Source organism: Desulfosediminicola flagellatus (genome assembly GCF_005116655.2).
GTDB classification, from domain to species: Bacteria; Desulfobacterota; Desulfobulbia; order Desulfobulbales; family Desulfocapsaceae; genus Desulfopila; species Desulfopila flagellata.
In genome coordinates this window covers 6,542,455-6,566,471 of the sequence record NZ_CP050698.1, presented here as the reverse complement: position 1 = coordinate 6,566,471, position 24,017 = coordinate 6,542,455, and the positions used below count along the sequence as shown (strand labels likewise).

Below are 24,017 nucleotides of genomic sequence, written 5' to 3'. Positions count from 1 at the left end.
CACATAGGCTCTTGAGGTACCACGTGCAGGATAGGCAGAAGACTTTGAAGTGGGCATACACGTATTTATAGAGTCACCCTTCAAATGCGGCCCGTGTTATCTTAGGAATCGTTTTTTATGCTTATCAAGACAATATATTGATAAGTATAAAAAAGTTGCATGGGAACCACTAATGAGTTAGGCTTTCTCAGCGGAAATGAAAATCCAGAGACAATCATCCTATCGTGTAGTTGGTATGAAAATTGATACATATCAATATATTCCGAGACCTGGGAGAGTGTCCCAGATTAGACATTTCGTTCAGATCTAGGCAAACTCGCAAAATTACCGGAGGCATATAATCGATATTCCGAGGATAATTTTCGAGTTTAACGAAGATCTGGGTGAAAAGGGCATTGTCGGGCAGCCTCCTGGCTGATAGGTAAGTTTAGTAACCAAGTACAAAGGTAATAACACTATATGTGTGGTATTTGTGGCGAAGTAGGAAACAGATATGGATACACTGTAGATGCTGATCTGATCAAGCGGATGAGTGATTCATTGGCGCATCGCGGCCCTGATGACGAAGGTCATTATGTCAACCAGATGATAGGGTTTGGCCAGCGCCGTCTCAGTATAATAGACCTCCAAACAGGTCATCAGCCACTTTCCAACGAGGATGGCACCGTATGGATCGTTTTAAACGGTGAGATCTATAACTACCAAGCTCTTCGGGAGCAACTACTTCGTCGTGGACATACCTTCACCACATCCTCGGATACCGAGGTTATTGTCCATCTATACGAGGACGAAGGCGTCGAATGTATCAAACAGCTGAAAGGTATGTTCTCCTTCGCTCTTTGGGACGAGAAAAAACGACGTTTAATGCTTGGACGTGATCGTTTAGGAAAAAAACCCCTGTTTTACACCCAGCATGAAAAATCGTTTCTCTTTGCATCAGAAATTAAGGCGTTATTCTGTGACAACAGGATAAGACGAGAGTTGAATCCATCTGCTTTACACGACTTCCTCTCCTTTAAGTTCATACCTCAACAGGAAGATCTGTTTAAGGGTATCTGTAAATTGCCCCCGGCCTCCTACCTGACGGTAAACGAGGGAAAGGTTCGGATAGAGTCCTATTGGAATCTTACCTACAAAACAGACACATCTATGAGCGAGGAAGAGGCACTCGCAAAAAGTGAAGAAGTTCTCTCCAGGGCAGTCAAATCAAGAATGATCAGCGATGTTCCCATTGGAGCCTTCCTGAGCAGCGGTTTGGATTCCGGGATGGTAGTGGCTTTAATGAGTCAGTTTTCATCAAGTCCTGTTAACAGCTTTTCTATTGGCGACCAGACTGAGGGGTTCAATGAGCTTCCGGATGCAAGAAAAATCGCTGATGCCTTCAAAACTGACCACAGGGAACTGGTAGTTCATCCTGAAGCTATAAAGATTCTTCCTGACTTGATTTATCATCTGGATGGACCTTTTGCCGATGTTCCGGCCTTACCAATGTACTATGTTGCAAAACTTGCTAGGGAACATGTCACCGTTGTTCTCACAGGTGATGGTGGTGATGAGTCCTTTGCTGGTTATGATCGCTACATAGCCAATCAGATGCTTACAAAGTATAGATGTTTACCCCACACGCTGAGGAAAAAATTCATTCCGGCATTTCTCAACCTTTTTGAAGAAAAGACTGCCCGCAAAAGTTGGCGCCAGACCTTACGCTGGTTCAACACAATGTCCATGATGCCGGAAAATGAATGCTACCCTCGTGGAATAAGCTTCTTCTCTTTTGAAAATGAACAAAAAGATCAGCTCTATACACACGATTTTCAGCAACGCGTAAAGGGAATGAACTCAATGGATGGAATCTTATCCAGGTACGCAGATGACCAGATTATGGATTCCCTGAATAAAATGATGTTTTGTGACCTGATGATTCGGGTCCCTGAATATTCCAACGTTAAAGTCGATCGCATTTCAATGATGCATGGCCTCGAAGCACGAAACCCATTTCTTGACCATGAACTCGTAGAATTTGCAGCAACTATCCCGGCCAAGCTAAAATTAAAAAATGGCAAACGTAAATATCTGCTAAAACAGCTTGCAAAAAAATATCTCCCCGCCGAAATAATCAAACTTCCAAAACAGGGATTTGGATCTCCAATAAACGAATGGCTCCGAGGGGAGTTGAAAGACTTTTCCCGTGATCTTCTACAAAACTCACTCCTTGTGAAGGATAATCTTTTTAATCAAAAATATATCAACTCATTACTTGCAGATCATGCTGCAAAGCGTATGAATAATGGTAACAGAATTTGGAGTCTAATTAATCTTGAGATCTGGTACAGAATAAATTTTTCGCAGCAACAACCTGAAGTAGCAAAGGAAAACCTCAAAGATTACTTTCAGTCACTGTCGGCATAATATGCTTTTCCACATTCAATTAGTTACATACCCAGAGAGATACGTTTGATGCCCGAGAAAATTAACGGCGCCATCCAAAACCAGCTGTCACATTCTGGGAATCCGCTCAAAAAGTATCAGTATTCCGTAATTGGAAGAAGCAGCATTAAGGATCTCATACTCTATGAGATGTTTACTCTTTTTTGCATCCCGGCTAGTGGAAAAGCAGGTGTAATGTTACGTCGATTAGGCTTACCGATTGTCTCCGCGCAAATTGGTAAATCAGTAACAATAGGCCGGGATAACTTCATATTACAACCCCATAAACTTTATCTTGGAAACAATGTTACCGTTGGTGATAAGGTCACCTTTGGCATCAAACCAGACGGTGAACGCATCGTTTTAAGCGATAATGTCAGTGTAGGTGACCGTACAATCTTTAATTGTACCGGCGCTGTTGTTATGATCGGAAAAGGAACCAGAATAGCAAACGATTGTCGCCTTGGTTCGTTGAAAGAGCTTACTGTAGGGAGCTTCTGCAATATTGGACAATTCACCTGTATATCTGGTGCCAGCCATACCTATTCGGGTTTAGACAAACCGATAATACAACAATCTATAATATCAAAAGGTCCTACAATAATTGAAGACAACGTCCGAATCGGCGAACATGTCACTATCCTGGAAGGTGTACATATTGGTGAAAATAGTACAATAGCGGACTACTCTCTTGTCAACAAAGACGTTCCCCCGCACAGCCTGGTCGCTGGGACACCCGCTCAAGTCTGCGGTTAATTCATGGTGGTTTGAATGAGTCAAGTATTGTATGGATTTTTACAATGGTGCCCGGGAGCTTTCGGTCTGGTATTACGTCAAAAAATCTACCCGCGTCTATTAGGAGGCTGTGGCAAAGGAGTATTGATTGGGCGATTTGTTAAACTTGTCCATCCCCAAAGAATATTCATTGGAGACCGCGTAATTATAAGTAACGATGTCACTCTGGATGCAAGCGGATCCGATGGCAAAACACCTGAGATACGCATTGAAAACAATGTATTCCTTGGCTCAGGCACTCGTTTATTCGCCAAAAGAAATTCCATTTCCATGCAATCAGGAACCAATATCGGCAGCAGTTGCACTATAACAGCGGATGTTCCTGTTTATGTCGGTAAACATGTTTTGTTCGCTGCGTATTGCAATATTGGAACACATCCCCCTGAACATTCTGACAAAACAGGAAAAAACCTTTCCGACACTGTTCAATCTGCCGCAACGGTGGTTGAATATGGATGCTGGCTGGGGGTAAGGACAGAGGTCTATTCAGGAGTCACTGTAAGAAAAGAATCTATAGTCGGGGCCCACTCTATTGTGGATAGAGAAGTTCCTCCATGGGCAATTGTAGTTGGACAACCATTCAAGGTTCTCCGTTATAGAAAAAAACCTGAGCTTCATCAGGATATCGAGTCGTGTGTACCCTGAAACACGTTTGATCAGAGCAACTTTATCGTTCACAAATACGTGTTTTCCAGTCAAGGCTAAGACTCACACAATCATGTTTTATGCAAACAGGTAAAATCTACTATGAGTTTTTCTGAATTATACCAGAATGTAATCGGAAAAGGGCTTTGTGCTCGATGTGGTATATGTAAAGGAATATGTCCGGTGCAGGTGATCGGTTTTGATGAAGATGCATATCCGCTACTGACAGGTGATTGCACCGAATGTGGTTTTTGCACGAAATGCTGTCCAGGGGGTGAAGTTGATTTTTCCCGATTGTCAGAAACAGTTTTTGGTGCATCATATAGCCCGGATACATTAGAGGGATATACTGAAAACCGTTATGTCTGCCATCCAACGAACCAGGAATGTCGCTTGAGAGGGGCAAGTGGTGGAATTGTCACCGCATTACTTGAGTATCTGCTGGAAAAAGGGAAAATTAACGGGGCACTTGTTGTTGGGATGAACCCCGAAACTCCCTATAGAAGTTTAGGCGTTTTGGCAACGACAGTACAAGAAATCAGAGATGCTGCTCAATCAAAATATTCTATAACACCTTCTATGGAAGCATTGCAGCAAATTAGAAAATCTAAAGGCAAATTCGCTGTAGTCGGTCTTCCCTGCCAGATACACGGATTACGAAAAATGGCTGAAGTAGATTCGGCTTTATCCGCAAAACTAGAATACATATTAGGACTTTACTGCAATTGCAATCTTAATCCGCGCGGACCTATTGAGGCAATTGAAGCGTGTGGCATATCCCTTTCTGATGTTGCCCGTTTCGACTTCCGTGGTGGCGGATGGCCTGGAGGATTTTTTGTTACCAGAAAAGACGGCAGCACTATTCCGCTACATACCATAAACATCAAGAACGTCATGAATGTTATGTTCAGACTTTACGGAGCTGATCGATGTGGACTTTGCGTTGATGCTTTAGCTGAATATGCTGATTTAAGCTTCGGTGATTTCTGGACATTTGATTACCCGGACAAGTTTCAGGAACTTGAAAGATGTACTCTAATTTCCCAGCGTACCCCCAAAGGCTTAGAGCTCTTACGTGAGGCTGAAACAGATGGGGCTATAATTTCACACCCTCTGCCTGAAGATCGTATGTCTAAAAGAATTTTGCAGATGTCACAGGGAAAGAAGAATCGAGCCTTTGTAAGGCTGCACAAAAGAGGTATTAAGGGAGAAGCCACACCTCAATACTCATTTGACTTTCCTCCTCCCACCACAAAGGCAAAAAGAAGTGAATTGTTTTATAGCCTATTCACCCTGCTTCGTGGTGAACATACGCGTAAAATGGTTCTGAAAATCCTGTTTTCACCTGTAGGAGTTCTTTTAGATCGGATTAATATACTACGAAAAAACATCTTCTGTAATTTCGGCAACAATTAGAACCAGCCACCACTTGGACAACAGGTCAGGAAATTACATATTTTGCCTCATGAAATAAACGCGTATTTCATGGCTGTACACCCATTTGAGAAGTGGTCCCGCTTTTAGGACCACTTCTGCACCACACTGTTACAACAATCAGCACCATTACCATTGTACACTACGACTATCCTCAGGCCTAAGGAAGTGGCGAGTCATCTCGACGAAGTCGCACCGGATCTTCCTTGACATCAGGGGTTATCAGATCATAGCCATTTTCCTGGTTTATGTTAATAAAACGATACGCCCTATTGGAATCCCAACTGAGTGAGGTATCGAGAACTAGTTCAATCCCTTCACCAAATTTCCCGTTGTTAATCTCCCAGACTGCTTTCATTTCTCCTGTAAATCTGGAGCTGAAATTGAAGTAAATATCATCAAAGTAAATGACACATCCTGTAGGTATATATGGGATAAGGCGTTCAAAGACCGCCTTGGTGGACGAGTAGTAGTCACAATCAATCCAAATCAAGATCGGTGGCTGCTCTTTTAGGGTTTCAAGGAATTCATCTGTAATAGTTTCCTCGAAAAGTCCTTTATGTAATTTGAAATTCTTATACTTGCCTCGACAGTAGTCCATCAAGTTGTCATATCTTCCCTTGAAGTGATTTTCGGTCCACTCACGACCGGAGACCAAACTGTTATCTGCTGAATTCGTTATATTTGGCAGACCTTCAAAGGTATCGAACCCATGAACCATAGTACGGTCATCCATCTTCAGATAACGAACAGCATAGAGCTTCTTGGTAAAAGAATAGCCATCGGCCACACCAAATTCCAAGATAGAAAAATTACCTTTATAGTGATTCCTGAATTCTTTGATTACATCGTAAATGTGATCTATGCGATAAAAGCCACCAATACTTTTGCGTAAGAATTTTCGTGGTGCGTATATGATGTTGAGATACACAAATGTTTTCAAGTAAGTTCCAGGGATCAACTTCCCAATAAACTTAAGGATAATGATAAAAATCCCACTCTTTTCTTTCATCTATTCCCCTCTCTATTTAGAAAGATCTTGATTTATTGATATTTAACAGGAAGTTCATCAGCGAGTATTAGCGAATCCGTGTGAAATGCCTTGTATGCGTCCGGCATTGTCATTAACTGATGAAACCGAAGGCACCAACCCGTTACCGATCCTATGTTAAGTCAATTATTTAACACGAAATACTAACCAATAGCAAGAGCATTATTAAGAGATAATGTTTGGAAAAGAACGGAGTACAGGTAAGCGGCCGCAGAGTGGCTCCCTAGATATACGACGCAGGAGGAATGTGGTTTGCTTTTCCTGACAGCAACTCGGTTATGATAGCGATAGCAGGACAGCTAGGAGGCTGTCCGAGAATAGGAATTTTGGTTAAAATCGAGACATTTACAAAAGACACGCACAGCCATATAGATGATATCGGAGTCTACGCTACCTGCGAGCATTGTTTTTTGAAAATTCCGAAGAGTTTGGGCTGATAGCCTAAACTTCGAAAGGCCATTGTCGGACAGCCTCCTAGGATATATAGCCGGAACTAAATATTGTTGACACTTTTTTCATAAAGCTACCGACCAGTTATATGCCGGGCGGTTTGCATCCAGTTTTCTCATTTTGACATTCTCAGGAAACAGCTGTGACACCTCGTATATGACAGGCACCTTAAGAACGAGTCGCGAGCCATATGGCATGGGGACAACAACCAGTTTGTTTTACTGCCCCCATACCTTTAAGCAATACATTGAGATTACTAACAGTCTCCGTTCACCTGAGTGCTATTAGCTGGGTATCGGTACGTTTTACCCTTTAACGTACAAACGATGTCGCCTTTGCCTGAATACGACATATTCCAATATGTCATGCGTGGAACACTCAAGTCATGATCATATCCGTGGAATGGTATATTGACACCGTTAGAGGTGCATTTCTCGAAATATATTTTTTGCCCTGGGCAGAGAACAAGTGATTTACCGGGGTCTTTGCCACCAGTGTGAGTGTGGTGGTAACGGGTTTGATAAGCACCCGAACTCGAGGTAGATGTTGTACCAGTCTGCGCAACTGAAGCTGAGCTACCCGACCCTCCGCTTGAATCAACACTATCATCATCAAACCAATCACAACCATTGAGCAGCAAAACACACGCGCTAAGACAAAACAATTTAGTTACTATTTTCATAATTCAACCCCGAAATAAAGTTTAAAATTTGAGCACATTGGGTGCCAATGCCATTTAATAATTCTTTGAATAACAGTCAGTTCTCTGGATATATCTATTTGAACTCTGCTTCAAATCAGCAGATAAACATATTATCTGCGGCAGCATGAGAGTATAGATCTCACCATCTTGAAATATTTTTGAAATCAAGCTTAGTATTCCTCATAATCTCGCTAAAAATTCATAAGTGTAGACAGCTTAATAAAATATTACCGAACAGTTTTTCCGTTATTTTGTTGCTGTTATTATAGATTTAACACTAACCATTACAGGTACTTACCCCCCCACCACACCTCCAATGCAAAAACACATCGGAGAGGTTTCTTTTCCTGGATGTTGCAACCAAAAATTGGAATGATATTTTAGCAATTTATTGCTGGGAAAAATGTAATGCGAGGAGATTTTTCTAAGGTCTATTGCCTGAACAGTCACGTTACTATTCATAGGTAAGGCATTTCTAGAAATGTAGTAAGGAGTTGGAACATCAAAATATTTTTTTTGTTCAATCAAACGACTGAAACAAATGACAGATTCTATGCGTCTAGCAGCAATTATATCCCTTCTCATTGGTTTTATGTTTAATAACATAAGCTAACACACCAATAAGAGTAATGAGAAAAAGGTAATCATCCGTTTAGCTATCTTCATCAGTATGGACAAACATGAATTACAATACTGTAAGAGGACCATGAAAATTGATTAATAATCCAATCATTACATTACATTTTTTATTACTTCCCTGTCTCCGAAAAACCAATCAATTTCCTTAAACTTTTCATATAGTTCCCTGCAACTCACCACACTACATAACCATGAAAATTATTGCTCTCTTCTCACGCTGCAACAAAAATTGCATTACAAATAGCTAAAAACACATCGACTTTTACGATATTTAACACATAACTCTAATGCGAAAGTTATATATTTTATCCTAGCACAACAAAATCGCCCAATTCACTTTTTAATGTTACACATCTTAATGTTTTATTAAACATAAACATAACCGAAATATATAACATGTGGAATAATTTTATTTACTACTTCCAACATTATATTAGCAAAACAAATAAAAACAGTAACTTACAAAAATCACAACAGATCAACCACATAGCTACACCACTTAACTGTTCGTTTTAATATGAAAAATATTAAAAACCACAAAAGCAGCTCCTTTATTTACTTACGCAAAAGAGCTTTAAATCAAATCATAACATACCAGCATTTATAATATTTTCCCAAAAGACGGAATATTGAAATACGCTTAGCAATATTAACAAGATAAACAATTAGACCAACAAACCCTGCTACTAACAGGCTAACAGGGTATATTCATACATGCTGTTTTGAGTTTGCAAATTACAATATCCATATCCACCAACTAACAATTGATTTAAACGATAAACATTGTACATATCAATCAGCAGCCAGAGAAATTTATTACTGAATTTTGAACTGTTGCATCCTGACGCTTGACATTTTCCTCTTCCGGGTTGCCAGATCTATTTAATGTATTTAAAACGCAAAAGACAAAATGGATCACTGGCTATGTAGCCTAAGAACAACTCTATTTTTCGCCCATCATTCTGAAGAAGTGGCCTTACGGTAAACTATTGGAACATTATAGGAATACAGTAGAAAAACACCTCAATTTCATCCATGATGACGAAACTGATAAACTGTGTAATGCATCTCGAATTCAACAAGCCCAAGATAGCACATTGTACATTATAGGTTAAAGTCTTCCCGGCTTAACTCGGGCCTCACCCTTCAGGGTTACAAAACAGTGCGTTCTATTTCCATAATGCAAGCTAACTTCCGTGCTTTCCAGTGATGGAAAGCTCCTAAACAATTCACTGGATGTTTAGCCTCATTTTCCAGGGAATCGTGTAAAGCGTAACCACCGAATATACTCTTTCCCCCCTCGTGTTCTATTTTTGCAGTTTATTCAAACCGCAAAATAGAACAGGCAGGCTATGATTCTGTTTCTTTTCGCCTTATCTCCATAAATACAAACCCTGTCACGACACCATAACCTCTTTCCGAAAACGTTTTCTTGATCAACTAAAGCCACTCTTTACTCAGTTTTTTGATTTTCCAGGTAAAATAGATATCATACAGTTGAATTATGTTAACCTTGATGGCACCATAGTTAAATCCTACACCTCCAGGCATCATGCCTTGAGCTAAGCATACATGTAATTTCGCAAAGCAACTGCAAGACGTGATGCGTAAAAGGTACCAACGACAGAATCCGCTCTAAAATATTAACTGGTTCAAAATCAAAAGGGGCAGATCAATAGACCTGGCCGACATATACGCCACGCCACAATCGCCCCTTCTCTTTCGAGTCTTCAATCAACCTTTGCCAACAACCATGGTTTCTTCCACTGCTGACCAAATTCGGTAGCGTACCTCAACACCCTCCGGAACATAGATCACAACAGGCAACCGACTGTTATATCGCAACAGATAAGGGCTTCCACCGAGCGATATAAAACGCTCCATTTTCGGTGTATTCGGATCAATTGCCATCATCGTACCCGCCATTGGGCCAAGTTCTCTAACGATGTATCGTGTGAAACCCCAGCCAGCTATATTTTCCGCCTGGATCTGTCCTCCAAAAAAATACCTGTTCTGCTCATCAACCTCAACCGTCCTGCCAACAATCAGTTCAACTTTGAAAACTGATTCATCAGTCTGCTCCGATAGGTTCAGAACATAACGCTCCATTCCCGGATCTGCTGGAGGGAATGCCTTCATATTGTCGCCGGCAACCGCAGTTGATACGTACAACAGAAACACCAGGGGTAGGTAAATCCAAGTTTTCATATCAGCCTCCTTAGGGTCATTTTATACTACTCTCTCTATTATTATACCTTCAACATCAACGAGTAAAGCAAAGCTGAATCCGGATACCAGAACGATGGTTGCTATGACCAGCAATAAAAATGCTGGAGTTACAGGTCATTTGTGACAATATGAAATTCAAAAGTAAAAAATAAAAAGTGCAGCACACATTCAATTCAACAATTCAACAATTCAAAATCACTGAAGGGGGGGGGAATATTGATATAAGCAGCAGGACTATCACGGGAACAACCTGTAAAATCTATTTTCCAGAAACACTCAACACACATGGCCTAACGCACCGCCAGGATAAAGAGCATTGAATACCTGCCCATGGGTATGTTCTTCCTGGAGTGCATTCTCTCATAGAGAGCTGGGAGAAATGCCGGCAGGAAAAGGAAAACCAGGCATTAAACGAGCAAACAGCCTGACAGGTAAAGGTGAGAACAGCCATTTGAACATCGTATGCAGGAAAGGCTCTGACACATTTTCTAGAGCCTTTCCTGTAAAAAAGGGGTTGAGTCTATTACGACCCAACCCCTTAGAATTTTAACTGTAGTGAACAACCTCGTGTAATCACATTTTGAGTTAACTGCAATTCACACTCTATTGCTCGACAATTTGGTTGTATTGTTCAACCTCAGCACTGCAAGCTGAACATAGATGAATAACAAAACGGATCAGCCGTCAATAATCCCATTGCAGTCATTATCGATATTATCCCTACCCCACTTTCCTTTTGAATCCTGATGGCCCGGATAGATATCCGGATTGGTGTCATCGCAATCCCCTTGTTCTACAGACCACCCGTCATTGTCAACGTCTGTTCCTGAGCCAGATACTTCTCCAGCAGTGGTTCCTGCCAGTGCATTGTAGACCTGTAGCAACCCGTGTCCTGAAGTTTTATCATATCCTGCCTCATGGATATCCAGCGCAGTAGAAGTTAATTTTTCAAAAACAGCAGCTGGAGAAATATTAGGATTAACGGCAATTACAAGAGCTGCTGCTGCAGCAACATGCGGAGCTGCCATTGATGTTCCTTCAAAGAAATAGTAGTTCCAGTTCGTAAGATACGTTTCCTGAAGAATCCCATCACCATAGCCGTCACCATTAAGATCCTTCAAAGTGTCTCCACCGGGTGCAACAATATCCAGCCCGATCCCCTTGTTGGAATATCGAGTGACATTGTCGAGATAGTCAGTTGCACCAACAGCTATAGTTGTCGGATAGATAGCAGGGTAACTGACATTTTTTCTCGAGCCTTCATTACCTGAAGCACAGACAACCGTCGTGCCATTAGAAAAGGCATATTCAAGTGCCTTATCCATGATAAAATCTGAACGAATATTAAACCGCGCATCAGTCCCAAGGCTCATATTGATAACCTGGGCCCCGTTATCGACCGCCCAATAGACACCTTCAGCGATATCAGCAAAGCTCCCTGAACCATTATCATCAAGGACTTTTACCGGCATAATGCACGCATCATAGGCAAGTCCTGCCACACCGGTCTTGTTGTTGTTAGTTGACTGACCTATAGTCCCTGCAACATGGGTTCCATGACCGTTACCATCGTCAGGAAAAGCATCGCCGTTTACTATGTCGTATGAAGGGCCAACACAGCCAATCCCATCAGGGCCGCCTGCCGACAAACCTGTATCGAGAACTGCAACGTATACTCCACTTCCTGTGGAAATATCCCAGGCCTCTTCACTCTGCACAGCAGTAAAATTCCACTGGTAAGGCACAAAATAGCTATCATTTACTGTCAGGGAGGCAGTTGCCAGATAATTCAGACCAGCCCTTCTCCCCTGCTGAAGATATCTCATAGCAACTCCGAGTTCTCGACCCGGCTCGACCTGATAGACCGTAAGATCTGCATTTGGGAGATATTTTATAACCTTAAAACTGCTTGAAATATCCTCAGGGGAACCGGCCACTACAATTTCCCCCCGCCTGAAAGGTGGTTCAGAATCTGCAGCACTTGCAGCACTTGCAGCGGTAGCAATGAGAAGCAGGAGTACTGCTAAAGAAACACCACGTAATGATATGACAAAAATTTCACGCATAACACCACACCTACTAAAAAGCTGATAAATGGCAATAGAATAGAATGTGGGCTCTACTTTTACAGATATACTATCAACAACCACTTCCATTCCCATAACTTTATTAGGTGACTCTAAGATGTGCTCAGGGCATGTCAACATTTTTGTTTTTTTGAAAATCACCTCGTTGAACAACAAAGGAAAAGGGCCAGGCAAGTCCTGTACAAGAAATATGAATTAAAGAGATGCGTTACATGACAGATGCTATTGTTCGTGAGAGACGAAAGATCATCTCCGAATATTCAGGTCTTTTTAGATAAGGGCTTCAACACATCCACCAGTTGGCATGTTGAAGATCATTGAAAGTAAACACTCCGGTATCCAGGACCCAACCTGTTACCAGTTCAGCCGGCGTAACATCGAAGGCCGGATTATAGGCAGGACTTTTTTCTGGTGCCCACGTATATGAGCACAAACCGCCCGTTATCCCGAGCACCTCTGAAGCATCACGCTCCTCAATAGGAATATCTTTACCACTAAAGCATTCAGGGTCAATCGTTGTCCGTGGTGCCACCACGTAAAATGGTACATCGTGGTAATGTGCAAGCACTGCTAATGAGTAGGTTCCTATTTTATTTGCAAAATCACCATTGGTAGCAATCCGGTCGCTTCCTACGAATACTCGGTCAACCTTTCCTGCCTTCATCAGCATTGCCGCGCTACTGTCACAGATAACAACGTGAGAAATTCCCAACTCTCCACACTCCCAGGAGGTCAGACGTCCTCCCTGCAGCAGAGGACGGGTTTCATCAACAAATACAGTAATGTTCTTCCCGTCTTCATGAGCTGTACGAATTACTCCCATCGCAGTACCAATGCCTGCAGTCGCAAGTCCTCCAGTGTTGCAATGGGTGAGAATGCTTTCATTCTTTTTAATGATATTCGCTCCGAGACGGGACATCTTTTTACACAGACCTACATCCTCCAGATATATGCTTTCCGCCTCTCTGATTACCGAAGATGGATAGTCGTTTTCACTCACCTTCTTAAGTACTCTGTCGATATTGTTCATCAGGTTTACAGCTGTAGGGCGTGATTCTTTTAACCGCACTCCGTCTTTTATAAGTTGTTCCCGGCTATGCCCATGTTCTGCAAGAATAGCCAGAAGAAGCGATGATGAAATACCTATTGCCGGCGCACCACGAATTGCCAACCGTTGAATCATCTCAATTAAGGCATCAACATTTTCACAACTCAGCCACTTCTTTTCATGAGGGAGCAGAGTCTGATCAAGAATTTTTAGTTTTCCATTGTCAATGGCCATTCCCATGGATGTGAACTCTCGCATACTCATTCTACCTCATAACCGTTGTGGGGATAATCCGGTACCGTTACCACTATCAGAAGACTGTCTCGCATGGCCGATCACGGGCAATTCACATCTTACTGAAAAGGAACGCTCATGCAGGTTAAACCAGCTTCAGCTTTAACAAACTCAGTTATATCTGTTGTTACAACCGTATACCCGCGTGACCTGACAAGATCAGCGGTGAGCGGGAAAGCAGCATTCATACAGAGCGTTTCGTTTATTGGCAGGACGTTGGCACCAAACGGCTCTTCGGGGAGTGTTTCAATAATAGTAAAGCCGGTAAATGGTGATGGATCAACCCAGGCAGGATTGATCAAAATGGTACTACTGTCCAGGGCTGTACAACCTGTTTTCAAGTGCAGACAGCCACTTACTTTAACCGGGATAACTTCATAGCCAAATGGGTTAAGAATTTCAGTAAGTGCATCAACACCTGCTTTATTTGTCCGTGGAGATTGACCGACAAAAATTTGTTTTCCTACCTTAAGGACATCTCCACCCTCAATTTTTGCAGGCAGATTGATTTGTACAACCTTTCGATATTGAGTGAAAAATTTTCCAAGAGTTTCCCGCTCGCTACGTCGGGATTCCACACCCATGGATGTTGAAACCGCCACTTCGTCAAAAACTATGATCGGATCTTCAACAAAGACGCTATCAGGCAACAAAACATTCTCATCCAGAGTTATTACCTTAGCGCCACATTTTTTCAGCATTGTACAATAGTTGCGATGCTCTTCTGCCGCTTTGACGATGTCAATTGGTTCACTCTCAAGAAATGTGAGTTCGCATTCCTGAAGTGCCGATGAAACCTTATGAGTTATAACTTTTAGCATTCCACTCCTCCTAAGACCTTGATAATTAGTGGCATTTAAACACCCTAAGGTTTCACTTACACATCTCTGTACGGGCAAGGGTCGCAATCATGATATTACAGGCTTCATGTATGCAGCTGCCAAAACTGACGACACCATCTTCATGACCACCCATTGAGAAGATTCTGCTTTTACGAACCACATCGCCTGAAAAAAGCTGCTCTACTGCCATTGCCATCTCGACTGTTCCATATGCTGCATCAGCACGCGTTGCCTGAAGTCGCATCTTCTCTGCATTATTCCAGATATCAGGTGAGTGAACATGCAATACACACCTGATATTCGCATCAAGCTGGTAGAGTTGACCATGGGTCAGCGCTTCGGAGGAAGGCCTGGTCCGGCCTCTGGCTGTGATAGTATTTGTTTTGGCGTTGCAGGCGGTTACAAGAGCATAATCTTTCGCCTGAAGATGATCCAGACCACCGGTCTGGGTTCCGGTAATTATAAAGCTCTCTGGATTATCTTCCAATCGCATACTGATATTGCCAAATCCATAGCCCTGATATCTTGCTGGATCCTGCCCAATCAGCTGTAACCGATGCATGATATGCCGCCACCCATCAATTTCAACAACCTGACCTGGAGTGATACACGCTTTTTCAGTGTGGTTGAGCGTAAATTTAATTACACCTTCCTTTCCGGCCATACGCACCTCGATCCAAGCGACAACGTTTTTTTTACATAAAAAAGGAGAGTTAAAAACTCTCCTTTTTACCAGCTATTCAGTTTAGCACTTATTTTTCAGGTTTCGGAGATGTCACTTCATGCACCTTTTCCTTAGCCTTTTCATACATTTTTTTACTGGCGTCTTTGGTTCTATCCCAGACACTTTTCGTTTTTTCTACGGCGGAGTCAGCAACATCACCACTGCCTTCGACAACATCAGAACCGGTGTCCTTGGTTTTATCCCAAACCTTTTCGGAGGTTTCCTTAGTCTTGTCCCAGGCTTCACCAGAAGTATCTTTGGTTTTATCCCAGACTTCGGCACTCGTATCTTTAGTCTTCTTCCAGGTCTCTTTCGAGGCCTCGCCCACGGCCTGTGCTGCTTCACCGATTTCCTCCCCCGCCTTTTTCCAGGCACCCGGCTCAGCTTCAGGTGTATTATCAGCAAACAGTGGACTTGCCAGACAGCAGATCAACACAAGTGCAGCGGTAACTGTCATTGTACAAACGGTGATTCTATTTCTCATTCTTTTCATATTTCTCGCAGTTCTCATACTTTGCCGTATAAGAGTATCCTCTATATTACATGTATTACATCCCTACCGACAGAAGCGGAAATGTCCCCAAAAAAACATTTATGACTACACTAACTCTCGACACTCAGGATTGTAATTATAGTGCTCTCTGAAGTTTTTTCAACGGGTCGCTACTACCTGATAATACGGGAATATCACAAATGACACACCGAAGGTATAACGTCTGGAAACTCCGTCAAAAAGATATGCGTAAATATAGCAGTGGGAAGTGAAAGAAACATATCACCTGATAGGAGGTGCATACTGAAGGCCGCCATCTGTCCATAGCCCATTGAGGCCACGACGTATTTTGAATGGTGAATTACTCCCTACTGTCCGCTCAAAGACCTCGCCGTAATTACCAACCTGCCTTATGATCTGATATGCCCAGTCATCTGCAATCCCGAGACCTTCACCCTTTATGCCTGCAAGACCGATAAATCGTTGTATTGCCGGATTGTCGCTCCCCTTCAAGGACTCAATGTTTTCTGAAGTGAGACCAAGTTCTTCACCATTAATCATTGCATACAGCGCCCATCGTACAATATTGAACCAGGCGTCATCACCCTGGCGAACAACAGGCCCCTGCGGCTCTTTTGAAATAATTTCAGGCAGGATAATGGCATCCTCAGGATGAGCAAAAGTGCTGCGAAGCGCCAGCAACTGTGCCCGATCACTACTCAGCACATTACAGCGTCCTGACTCAAAGCCTTTTACAGTCTGATTCGATGTGTCAAAAATAATCGGCTTATAGGTCATATGATTTTGTTTGAAAAAATCAGCCAGATTAAGTTCTGTTGTCGTTCCTGACTGCACACATATGGCGGCACCATCAAGACTCAGTGCTTTTGTTACCCCAAGAGATTTCGACACCATAAATCCCTGATCACCATAGTAGCTTATACCTGTAAAATCGAGGCCTAGAGAGGTGTCACGCGTAAGGGTCCAGGTGCTGTTTCTTGAAAGAACATCAACATCTCCTGACTGTAGCGCGGTAAAGCGCTCTTTTGCTGTCACCGGCACAAATTTTACTTTTGAAGCATCCCCAAGAGTGGCTACCGCCACTGCCCGGCAGATTTCCACATCAAAACCGGACCAGTTGCCCTTACTATCCGCGCTTGAGAATCCAGGGATCCCGGTCGATACACCGCAGAGTAGATAATCTCTTTTCAATATCTCATCCCTGGTAGCAGCATCTGCAAAACCTGCAAAAACCAGTAATAGCAATGCTGTTGTTATAAGCGATGAGGTAAAACTCTTCATTCCATTCTCCTGATTTTTCATACTGCGCAATCCCGTTTTAAAAGCGATTAATTGCAAAACAGGAATCAATCCACCTAGACGAATTATCGAGTTATCCCAATATAGTTATTCTGGGTAAAGCTCTGCATACACGCCGATTCATGTGGTTCAAGGAATATTTCCAAACCACATGATGACTTGAGTACGTTCAGTAATTCATCACACCATATCAAACAAATACAAACTTTAACAGGGTCATTTCAGTATCAATAGCTCTTGGATTTCTATCGAGGTGTGAATGTCGATCTGATTACTATACCCTACTGTTTTATGTTGATATTTTGTTACTTCGTACACATCATTCACTACGCACCCGTGTTGCCAATGATTTAGACTGGTGGATTCCAACACCATTTGTGGTATTGATGGCAATTCGTTACAATCAAACAATCAACAATCTATCAACAGGACATCTGTATAGTGAACCAGAAAGTCGTAAAAACATCTCGATTCGCCGCCATCGAAACGCTCATCCGTCTTCAGCGTACCAAGTTCCCGGTAAAACCACTCTTTGATACCGTTGCTGAAGAGTGCGGTATCAGCGGTGCAGAACGGGGATTGGCCATGAACATTGTCTACGGTGTATTGCGGCAAAGAGATTACCTCGATCTGCTCATTAAAACATTATGTAACAGGCCTGTGAAAAAACTTGATCAGTTCGTTTATGGTGCACTCTCTATTGGACTTTTCCAACTGTTTTGTCTTGATAGAGTGCCCGACTCAGCCGCAGTAAACGAAACGGTAAATGCGCTTAAAAGCGCCCGTCTCAAAAAACATCTTCACGGCTTTGTCAACGGAGTCCTTCGAGGCGCGATTCGCCAACGTGAACAATTACCCGCTCCGGGCGCACCTCTACCTTCAGGAAGGCCGCTACTTAACCACCCGATTTGGATGACAGATCGCTGGGCCAGGCGCTTCGGTCGGGAAGAGATGGAACGTATATGCAGAATAAACAGTCTCGAATCTCAGCTTGTACTGCGCGTTAACAGTTCCCAAATTAACAGGGATGAGCTTTTAGAGCGTTTTCGCAAAAAAAATATTACCAGCACCCCCGGAAAATACAGCCCGTATAGCATTGTGCTCCCGGATTTCAATGGTTCTATAATTACTCTGCCCGGCTATGAAGAGGGACTTTTCCAGGTCCAGGATGAAGCTGCTCAGCTCGCCTCAATGTTGCTCGGACCATTCAAAGACAAAGGTAATTATCTCGATGCATGCGCTGGACTCGGCGGCAAAACAAGCCACATTATAGAGCTCGTAGCCAAACGTGATGCACGGGTGGTTGCTGTTGAACCGGAACCAAAGCGCCAGCGATTGCTTAAAGAAAATATTGATCGGCTCTTTCCCGGAAAACACCTCACTGTGTCACCTTCAAACCTCCAGGATTATTGCCGTACCAGCAGATTACAATTCGACGGTATCATTGTCGATGCTCCCTGTTCAGGAACCGGTGTAACCGGAAGACATCCCGATATCCGCTGGAACCGCAGCCTTGATGATATCGAACGATATCAACTGGAACAAATTAACATTCTCGAACACGCAGCTGAGCTTGTTTCCCCGCAGGGAATACTGGTTTACGCGACATGCTCCCTCGAGATTGAAGAAAATCAACATGTAATTGAAGTTTTTTTAAATAGACGCGATGATTTCGTTATCACTGATTGCAGCAAACAGTTACCTGATAACGCCCATGATTTTGTAAAAGACCGTTTCTTTAATCCACATCCGACAGAAGCAATCGACGGTTTTTTTGCAGCGCGTTTACAACGAAAATCATAATTTGCTCTAAAGGAAGAATAAATACCTCGTACAGCTACTCACTTGTCTTGTGATTTTCTTTGCGCTCGCAGGGGGCCTGTTGTACATTGCGTGTTTATTTTTTTATTATATCCCTAACAATCAGCACTATAGGTGTGCCATGGCAGAAATAAAAAGTACAATGGATCTGGTAATGGAACGTATGGCGAGAATGACCGCCAACACAGCAGAACCCGTTAATAACGATGAAGATAATGAAAAAATCGGGATGAAAGCCGCCGCTGCCTATCTCGACAATACTCTTGCAGATCTTACTCAGGAACTCGGGCAGCATCCTCCCGAAGCCCAGAAGGCAGTATTTAGCGGAGCCACTAAGATTCTTCTTAGAAACGTGCTTCTCCCTCGCGACGAAAGACTCCAGGAACGTAGCGACAGTGCTCTTAATGGCATCATCACCATTGCCCAGGCTCTCAATGCCGCTGAAGTATCTCAGGTCTGTGCCGAACTTCAGCAGATACTGCAACAGTACAACCAGCATAAAGACCAGGTGACCCAGCAGGTCGAAGAGGCTATGCGCGGTCAGCTTGAGCAGCAATATGCCGGACGCGGTGTCGATCCGTCTCAGATTCGTGCCAGCATGCACCCGAAATACAATGAAGAAATGTCCAAGGTTCACCAAGACCTGAACGGTCAATACATTCAGGCCATGGACCAAAGAAAGGACATGATCATGCAGCAACTCGGCCTTGCATGATTCCCTGCTTAATTTTTCATCGCAACCTTGAGGGTTCTTTATGGATTACAGCAAACGCATTGCAAAACTGCAGAAGCGACTTCGAAAAAAACAGCTGGACGGACTGCTTGTAACCGAACCGCACAACCGCCGTTACCTGAGCGGATACTCTGCAGTAGACCACAATATCGGCGAAAGTTCGGGCGTGCTGCTCATCCCCGCACGAGGCGAAGGTCTGCTACTGACTGATTTTCGTTTCAAGTTGCAGGCCGAGCGTGAAGTACAACACCTCAAGGTAAAATTGTATAAGCGTGGTCTTACAGCACTACTTAAAAAGCTGCTGCCCTCGCTTGAGATGAAAAAGCTCGGGTTTGAATCAGATTATATGCTGCATTCAACCCATGAGACTATGCAAAAGGCATTTGCCAAACCTGGGATTACTCTTGTCCCCGTTGCAGGCCTAATCGAGAAAATGCGACTGATCAAGGATGAGGAAGAGATTGATCTCATTCGTAAATCCGTCGCATTAAACGAAGAGGTTTTTCTTGAAATCTACCCTATCATCAATGCTAAAAAGACAGAAATAGATATCGCGCTTGCTATTGAATCAGCCATGCGCAAAAAAGGTGCTGAAGGTGCAAGCTTTGATTCTATTGTCGCATCCGGTGATAACAGTGCCCTGCCCCATGCGGTGCCATCAAGTGCATTTATTCAAAAAAACAGGCCAATCACCATTGATATGGGTTTGGTGTTAAACGGGTACTGCTCGGATATGACCCGCACGTTTGTTCCGGGTAAAGCAGATAAAAAGTATAAAAAAATTCATCGTATCGTTCGTAAAGCGCAGTTAGCCGGTATAAAAGCTGTTCGGGCAGGTGTCTGTGGAATTGACGTAGATAAGGCTGCCCGTGATGTCATCGCTGAAGCCGGATATGGTGAATATTTCGGTCATAGCCTCGGCCACGGAGTCGGACTCGCCGTGCATGAAGCGCCCCGCGTCGCCCCAAGAGCCCGTCAGAAATTACAAGCGGGCATGATAGTTACCGTTGAACCCGGGATCTACATTCCCGGCTGGGGTGGAATCCGGCTGGAAAATATGGTTGTGGTTCGTAAAGACGGTTGCGAAGATCTTAATGTCGATACAACCTGGCTTGATTTATGACCATACCAAAACCACCGAAATATTTTGTACTCGATACCAATGTCCTGCTGCACAACCCTGAGTCAATAATCTCGTTTGAAGACAATACGGTTGTGCTGCCAATGACAGTTATTGAAGAACTCGATAGTTTTAAACGTCACAATGACGAGCTCGGCCGCAGTGCCAGGCACGTCATTCGAAGGCTCGACAAACTCCGGACCAAAGGTAACCTTCGGGACGGGGTGGTTATGAGTAACGGCGGCATCCTGAAAATCACTGTCGAAAAGCATGATATGCCCGGTATCTTCATGGATATGTCCGTACCGGACAACCGCATCCTCGCCGTCGCCAACTCACTCAAAAATCAGGGTGAACAGGTAATCTTTGTATCTAAAGATATCAACTCGCGCCTCAAGGCTGATGCTCTCGGCATAGCCGTAATGGATTTCGAGAAGCAGAAATGCGACTTTGATTCTCTCTATACCGGCTGGCAATCACAGGAAGTTGCCTCCAATGTCATCGACCAGTTTTATAAGGATAAAAAAATCACTGTCGAAAATTCTGATTTTCTTACCAATGAATTCATTCTTCTTCAGGATGAAACCAACCCCAAACATTCCGCAATGGGCCGTGCCATCGGAGCCGATACGATCGTTCAGTTAAACAAAGAGACTGAAACAGCCTGGCATATCAGGTCCCGCTCCAAAGAGCAGCGAATGGCGCTTGATTTATTGCTCGATCCAAACATTAATCTCATTACCCTTATTGGTAGAGCCGGTACTGGAAAAACACTGCTTGCCCTTGCGGCAGGGCTTGAGTCAGTCTTGATAAAAGAAATCTATGAGAAGGTCCTGGTTTCGCGCCCTATCATTCCTATGGGCAAAGATATCGGATATCTCCCCGGCACCAAAGATGAAAAGCTGAATCTCTGGATGCAACCAATTTTCGACAACCTCATTTACCTGATGCGAATGAACCATAACTTTGAAGAAGGGACAGTTCAGGGAAAAGTTGATCAGTTGTTGCGTGAACAGCATATCGAACTTGAGGCACTCACCTATATCCGCGGTCGTTCGATTCCTGACCAATATGTTATTGTTGATGAGGCCCAGAACCTCACTCCTCACGAAGTGAAAACAATCATCAGTCGCGCCGGTGAAAATACTAAAATGGTACTTACCGGCGACCCGAACCAGATAGATAATCCGTATCTCGATTCCTCTTCAAACGGTTTATCCTATGCTGTCGAAAAATTGAAAGGCCAGCCGATTTATGGCCATGTTACTTTAAGTAAAAGTGAACGAAGTCCGCTGTCCTCTATAGCAGCTGATTTTCTATAATCTATACTGTATGCTATTGAAATTTCGCGATCCGGAGCGACGATAAAAACTTTTAGCCTGGTACCGGTACAGCGCCGTGCAGAATCTATCAGGGTCCTTCACGGTATAACTCCCAGCGCTGATATTACTTTTTAAAGAGCACTATGCGCCAGTTTGTAATTGACGATCTCTCACCAATGGAGCGGGATAACATTGACTCATACCTTAAGCGAACTCTCACTGCAGGACCGATGGTCGGTCTCTACTGGTTTGTTCTGCCACCTGACCTTCTCTCAGAAGCACAGCAGGGACACGAAGATCACGGCCCCTTTTATCTTGCTGTAGAAGTTGAAAGGTCTCTTGTTCGCTTTGAGTTTCTGGTTAGAAGCAAATCAAATCTGCACTGCACCTGCATCGCTCATGCGACTCCTATGCAACGCCAGTTCGTACTCGATTTCATCGACAAGATGGTAACAGAAGAGATGATCTACTCCTGATTACTCCTCAGGATTTACTATTTAGTAATATGACAAAGGGAAACCAGAAGTGGTTTCCCTTTGTCATATTCTTTGAGATTACCTCAATAGACAACCAACCAATTCACTCTTATTTTTTTGTCAAAGATGACAAGCCGGTTACGGCAGAAATTCCAGTAACCTAAAAAAGTGATACCAAGGAGGCCTGTCCGGGAATAGACATATGTTGATATCGGAGCCTATGTTTACCTTAAAGCATTGTTATTATCGAAATGACAAAGGGCTGGGAGGAAAGGGCATTCTCAATATTTTACATTCCCATAACCTCTATTGTGTTGTTTAGGTAACAATTTAACTCTATATGTTCCAAACATTTTGTATTTTTCAGCATCATATCACAAGGAGTACAGACAATGAAAAACTGGCTATGCGCTATTCTTCTGCTTGCCCTCACAGCCTGTGCAACCAGCCCCACAGGCCGATCGCAACTCATGCTCGTCAGCCCGGAGCAGGCGATCAGTGCATCCCGTGAAGCATATGTTCAGACACTTCTTCCTTTGCAAAAAGAAGGGAAAGTTGACTCAAACCGAGCAACCGCACGCCGTGTACAAATTATTACAGGCAAAATCATTGCTCAGGCTATTCAACAATTTCCACAGACCCGTGATTGGGAATGGAGCGTAAAGGTTATCGATGAACCCGATACAGTAAATGCATGGTGTATGGCTGGTGGAAAAATGGCTGTATATACCGGGTTGCTAGACAAGGTAAAGCCAACGGATGATGAGCTTGCCCAGGTAATGGGGCATGAAATCTCACATGCTCTGGCAAATCACACCGCTGAAAGAATGTCAGTCGCGCTCGCAACCCAGATGGGTATGATGGGTGTGGCGATGGTTGCCGGTGACAGTGAATATGCCGGTGTAGCTCTTTCAGGTAGTGCTCTTGCAGCTGCCATGGCAATCACCCTGCCAAACAGCCGCACATCTGAATCTGAAGCCGACCTGATGGGTATAGAACTCGCCGCACGCGCCGGTTACAATCCTCGCGCTGCAGCAACACTCTGGGAAAAGATGGCGAAAGTCGGTGGGTCAACACCTCCCGAATTCATGTCTACCCATCCTTCTCCAACGAACCGTCAATCAACTCTTAACAATCTTGCAGACAAAATGATGCCCTATTATCTGCAGAAGGGTGATAGGCCGATTTATCCGCTGAATTAATTTGTAACATTCAGCAGCACCCCATATGCGTATAGAATATACCGGACGTTCAGCCATATCCTTTTGTTGAATGTCCGGTCTCCCTCTCTTTATCTACGGAATCCATTTGCCCCGACACGAAAGTATGGTAGGCTCAGGATATTCATTGAGCTTAAACATTTA

19 protein-coding genes are annotated in these 24,017 nt (G+C 43.4%); 10 read left to right on the top strand and 9 right to left on the bottom strand.

Translation table 11 applies throughout. The features are described from left to right. The first annotated feature begins 459 nt into the window (after positions 1-459). The 4 genes from asnB to FCL46_RS27170 all read left to right on the top strand — a co-directional run bounded on the left by asnB (position 460) and on the right by FCL46_RS27170 (position 5,283). Complete coding sequence (gene asnB, locus FCL46_RS27185) at positions 460-2,409, top strand: asparagine synthase (glutamine-hydrolyzing) (RefSeq protein ID WP_136808529.1); 1,950 nt, start codon at positions 460-462, stop codon at positions 2,407-2,409. Positions 2,410-2,457: 48 nt separating this feature from the next. Continuing rightward, complete coding sequence (locus FCL46_RS27180; protein ID WP_136808530.1) at positions 2,458-3,183, top strand: acyltransferase; 726 nt, start codon at positions 2,458-2,460, stop codon at positions 3,181-3,183. 15 nt (positions 3,184-3,198) lie between these two features. Beyond that, positions 3,199-3,867: an LbetaH domain-containing protein gene (locus FCL46_RS27175; protein ID WP_136808531.1), complete on the top strand. Its 669-nt coding sequence runs from the start codon at positions 3,199-3,201 to the stop codon at positions 3,865-3,867. 102 nt (positions 3,868-3,969) lie between these two features. Further along, on the top strand, positions 3,970-5,283 hold the full coding sequence (locus FCL46_RS27170) for a Coenzyme F420 hydrogenase/dehydrogenase, beta subunit C-terminal domain (RefSeq protein WP_136808532.1): 1,314 nt from the start codon (positions 3,970-3,972) through the stop codon (positions 5,281-5,283). Positions 5,284-5,461: 178 nt separating this feature from the next. Here the strand turns inward: FCL46_RS27170 and FCL46_RS27165 are convergent, their stop codons facing one another. The 9 genes from FCL46_RS27165 to FCL46_RS27125 all read right to left on the bottom strand — a co-directional run bounded on the left by FCL46_RS27165 (position 5,462) and on the right by FCL46_RS27125 (position 17,163). Then, a complete protein-coding gene (locus FCL46_RS27165; RefSeq protein WP_136808533.1) occupies positions 5,462-6,313 on the bottom strand; it encodes a class I SAM-dependent methyltransferase in 852 nt (283 codons plus the stop codon). Positions 6,314-7,058: 745 nt separating this feature from the next. Continuing rightward, positions 7,059-7,484: a hypothetical protein gene (locus FCL46_RS27160; RefSeq protein WP_136808534.1), complete on the bottom strand. Its 426-nt coding sequence runs from the start codon at positions 7,482-7,484 to the stop codon at positions 7,059-7,061. A 2,394-nt stretch (positions 7,485-9,878) separates the two neighbouring features. Next, entirely contained in the window at positions 9,879-10,352 is a 474-nt protein-coding gene (locus tag FCL46_RS27155; protein WP_136808535.1) for an ecotin, read from the bottom strand. A gap of 698 nt (positions 10,353-11,050) precedes the next feature. Next, a complete protein-coding gene (locus tag FCL46_RS27150; RefSeq protein WP_136808536.1) occupies positions 11,051-12,439 on the bottom strand; it encodes a S8 family serine peptidase in 1,389 nt (462 codons plus the stop codon). A 304-nt stretch (positions 12,440-12,743) separates the two neighbouring features. Next, entirely contained in the window at positions 12,744-13,766 is a 1,023-nt protein-coding gene (mtnA, locus tag FCL46_RS27145) for an S-methyl-5-thioribose-1-phosphate isomerase (RefSeq protein WP_136808797.1), read from the bottom strand. A 95-nt stretch (positions 13,767-13,861) separates the two neighbouring features. Then, on the bottom strand, positions 13,862-14,623 hold the full coding sequence (locus FCL46_RS27140) for a dimethylarginine dimethylaminohydrolase family protein (RefSeq protein WP_136808537.1): 762 nt from the start codon (positions 14,621-14,623) through the stop codon (positions 13,862-13,864). A 52-nt stretch (positions 14,624-14,675) separates the two neighbouring features. Continuing rightward, on the bottom strand, positions 14,676-15,308 hold the full coding sequence (locus FCL46_RS27135; RefSeq protein ID WP_136808538.1) for a class II aldolase/adducin family protein: 633 nt from the start codon (positions 15,306-15,308) through the stop codon (positions 14,676-14,678). A gap of 88 nt (positions 15,309-15,396) precedes the next feature. Then, positions 15,397-15,861 carry an endoglucanase gene (locus tag FCL46_RS27130; protein WP_136808539.1) on the bottom strand — a complete coding sequence of 155 codons (465 nt, stop codon included), beginning with the start codon at positions 15,859-15,861 and terminating at the stop codon, positions 15,397-15,399. A gap of 282 nt (positions 15,862-16,143) precedes the next feature. Next, positions 16,144-17,163, bottom strand: a complete 1,020-nt coding sequence (locus FCL46_RS27125; protein ID WP_136808540.1) for an amino acid ABC transporter substrate-binding protein — start codon at positions 17,161-17,163, stop codon at positions 16,144-16,146. A 459-nt stretch (positions 17,164-17,622) separates the two neighbouring features. Between FCL46_RS27125 and rsmB the strand changes: the two genes are divergently transcribed. The 6 genes from rsmB (at position 17,623) to FCL46_RS27095 (ending at position 23,855) form a co-directional block, all read left to right on the top strand. Then, positions 17,623-18,984 carry a 16S rRNA (cytosine(967)-C(5))-methyltransferase RsmB gene (rsmB, locus tag FCL46_RS27120; protein ID WP_167505938.1) on the top strand — a complete coding sequence of 454 codons (1,362 nt, stop codon included), beginning with the start codon at positions 17,623-17,625 and terminating at the stop codon, positions 18,982-18,984. Positions 18,985-19,123: 139 nt separating this feature from the next. Next, a complete protein-coding gene (locus FCL46_RS27115; RefSeq protein ID WP_136808542.1) occupies positions 19,124-19,717 on the top strand; it encodes a hypothetical protein in 594 nt (197 codons plus the stop codon). 40 nt (positions 19,718-19,757) lie between these two features. Continuing rightward, on the top strand, positions 19,758-20,858 hold the full coding sequence (locus FCL46_RS27110) for a M24 family metallopeptidase (RefSeq protein WP_136808543.1): 1,101 nt from the start codon (positions 19,758-19,760) through the stop codon (positions 20,856-20,858). Next, complete coding sequence (locus FCL46_RS27105; protein WP_136808544.1) at positions 20,855-22,177, top strand: PhoH family protein; 1,323 nt, start codon at positions 20,855-20,857, stop codon at positions 22,175-22,177. Before FCL46_RS27110 ends, FCL46_RS27105 begins: the two co-directional genes overlap by 4 nt. 143 nt (positions 22,178-22,320) lie before the next feature. Then, a complete protein-coding gene (locus tag FCL46_RS27100) occupies positions 22,321-22,653 on the top strand; it encodes a hypothetical protein (protein WP_136808545.1) in 333 nt (110 codons plus the stop codon). 392 nt (positions 22,654-23,045) lie between these two features. Further along, entirely contained in the window at positions 23,046-23,855 is an 810-nt protein-coding gene (locus tag FCL46_RS27095; RefSeq protein ID WP_136808546.1) for a M48 family metallopeptidase, read from the top strand. Positions 23,856-24,017 lie beyond the last annotated feature (162 nt).

What these genes read in the sequence shown, in the direction of transcription:
- FCL46_RS27100 (WP_136808545.1), top strand. Translation starts at nt 22,321, where the DNA reads ATGCGCCAGTTTGTAATTGACGATCTCTCACCAATGGAGCGGGATAAC.
- FCL46_RS27130 (WP_136808539.1), bottom strand. Translation starts at nt 15,861, where the DNA reads ATGAAAAGAATGAGAAATAGAATCACCGTTTGTACAATGACAGTTACC.
- FCL46_RS27110 (WP_136808543.1), top strand. Translation starts at nt 19,758, where the DNA reads ATGGATTACAGCAAACGCATTGCAAAACTGCAGAAGCGACTTCGAAAA.
- FCL46_RS27155 (WP_136808535.1), bottom strand. Translation starts at nt 10,352, where the DNA reads ATGAAAACTTGGATTTACCTACCCCTGGTGTTTCTGTTGTACGTATCA.
- FCL46_RS27105 (WP_136808544.1), top strand. Translation starts at nt 20,855, where the DNA reads ATGACCATACCAAAACCACCGAAATATTTTGTACTCGATACCAATGTC.
- FCL46_RS27170 (WP_136808532.1), top strand. Translation starts at nt 3,970, where the DNA reads ATGAGTTTTTCTGAATTATACCAGAATGTAATCGGAAAAGGGCTTTGT.
- FCL46_RS27175 (WP_136808531.1), top strand. Translation starts at nt 3,199, where the DNA reads ATGAGTCAAGTATTGTATGGATTTTTACAATGGTGCCCGGGAGCTTTC.
- mtnA (WP_136808797.1), bottom strand. Translation starts at nt 13,766, where the DNA reads ATGCGAGAGTTCACATCCATGGGAATGGCCATTGACAATGGAAAACTA.
- asnB (WP_136808529.1), top strand. Translation starts at nt 460, where the DNA reads ATGTGTGGTATTTGTGGCGAAGTAGGAAACAGATATGGATACACTGTA.
- FCL46_RS27125 (WP_136808540.1), bottom strand. Translation starts at nt 17,163, where the DNA reads ATGAAGAGTTTTACCTCATCGCTTATAACAACAGCATTGCTATTACTG.
- FCL46_RS27160 (WP_136808534.1), bottom strand. Translation starts at nt 7,484, where the DNA reads ATGAAAATAGTAACTAAATTGTTTTGTCTTAGCGCGTGTGTTTTGCTG.
- FCL46_RS27135 (WP_136808538.1), bottom strand. Translation starts at nt 15,308, where the DNA reads ATGGCCGGAAAGGAAGGTGTAATTAAATTTACGCTCAACCACACTGAA.
- FCL46_RS27140 (WP_136808537.1), bottom strand. Translation starts at nt 14,623, where the DNA reads ATGCTAAAAGTTATAACTCATAAGGTTTCATCGGCACTTCAGGAATGC.
- FCL46_RS27165 (WP_136808533.1), bottom strand. Translation starts at nt 6,313, where the DNA reads ATGAAAGAAAAGAGTGGGATTTTTATCATTATCCTTAAGTTTATTGGG.
- FCL46_RS27095 (WP_136808546.1), top strand. Translation starts at nt 23,046, where the DNA reads ATGAAAAACTGGCTATGCGCTATTCTTCTGCTTGCCCTCACAGCCTGT.
- FCL46_RS27115 (WP_136808542.1), top strand. Translation starts at nt 19,124, where the DNA reads ATGGCAGAAATAAAAAGTACAATGGATCTGGTAATGGAACGTATGGCG.
- FCL46_RS27180 (WP_136808530.1), top strand. Translation starts at nt 2,458, where the DNA reads ATGCCCGAGAAAATTAACGGCGCCATCCAAAACCAGCTGTCACATTCT.
- FCL46_RS27150 (WP_136808536.1), bottom strand. Translation starts at nt 12,439, where the DNA reads ATGCGTGAAATTTTTGTCATATCATTACGTGGTGTTTCTTTAGCAGTA.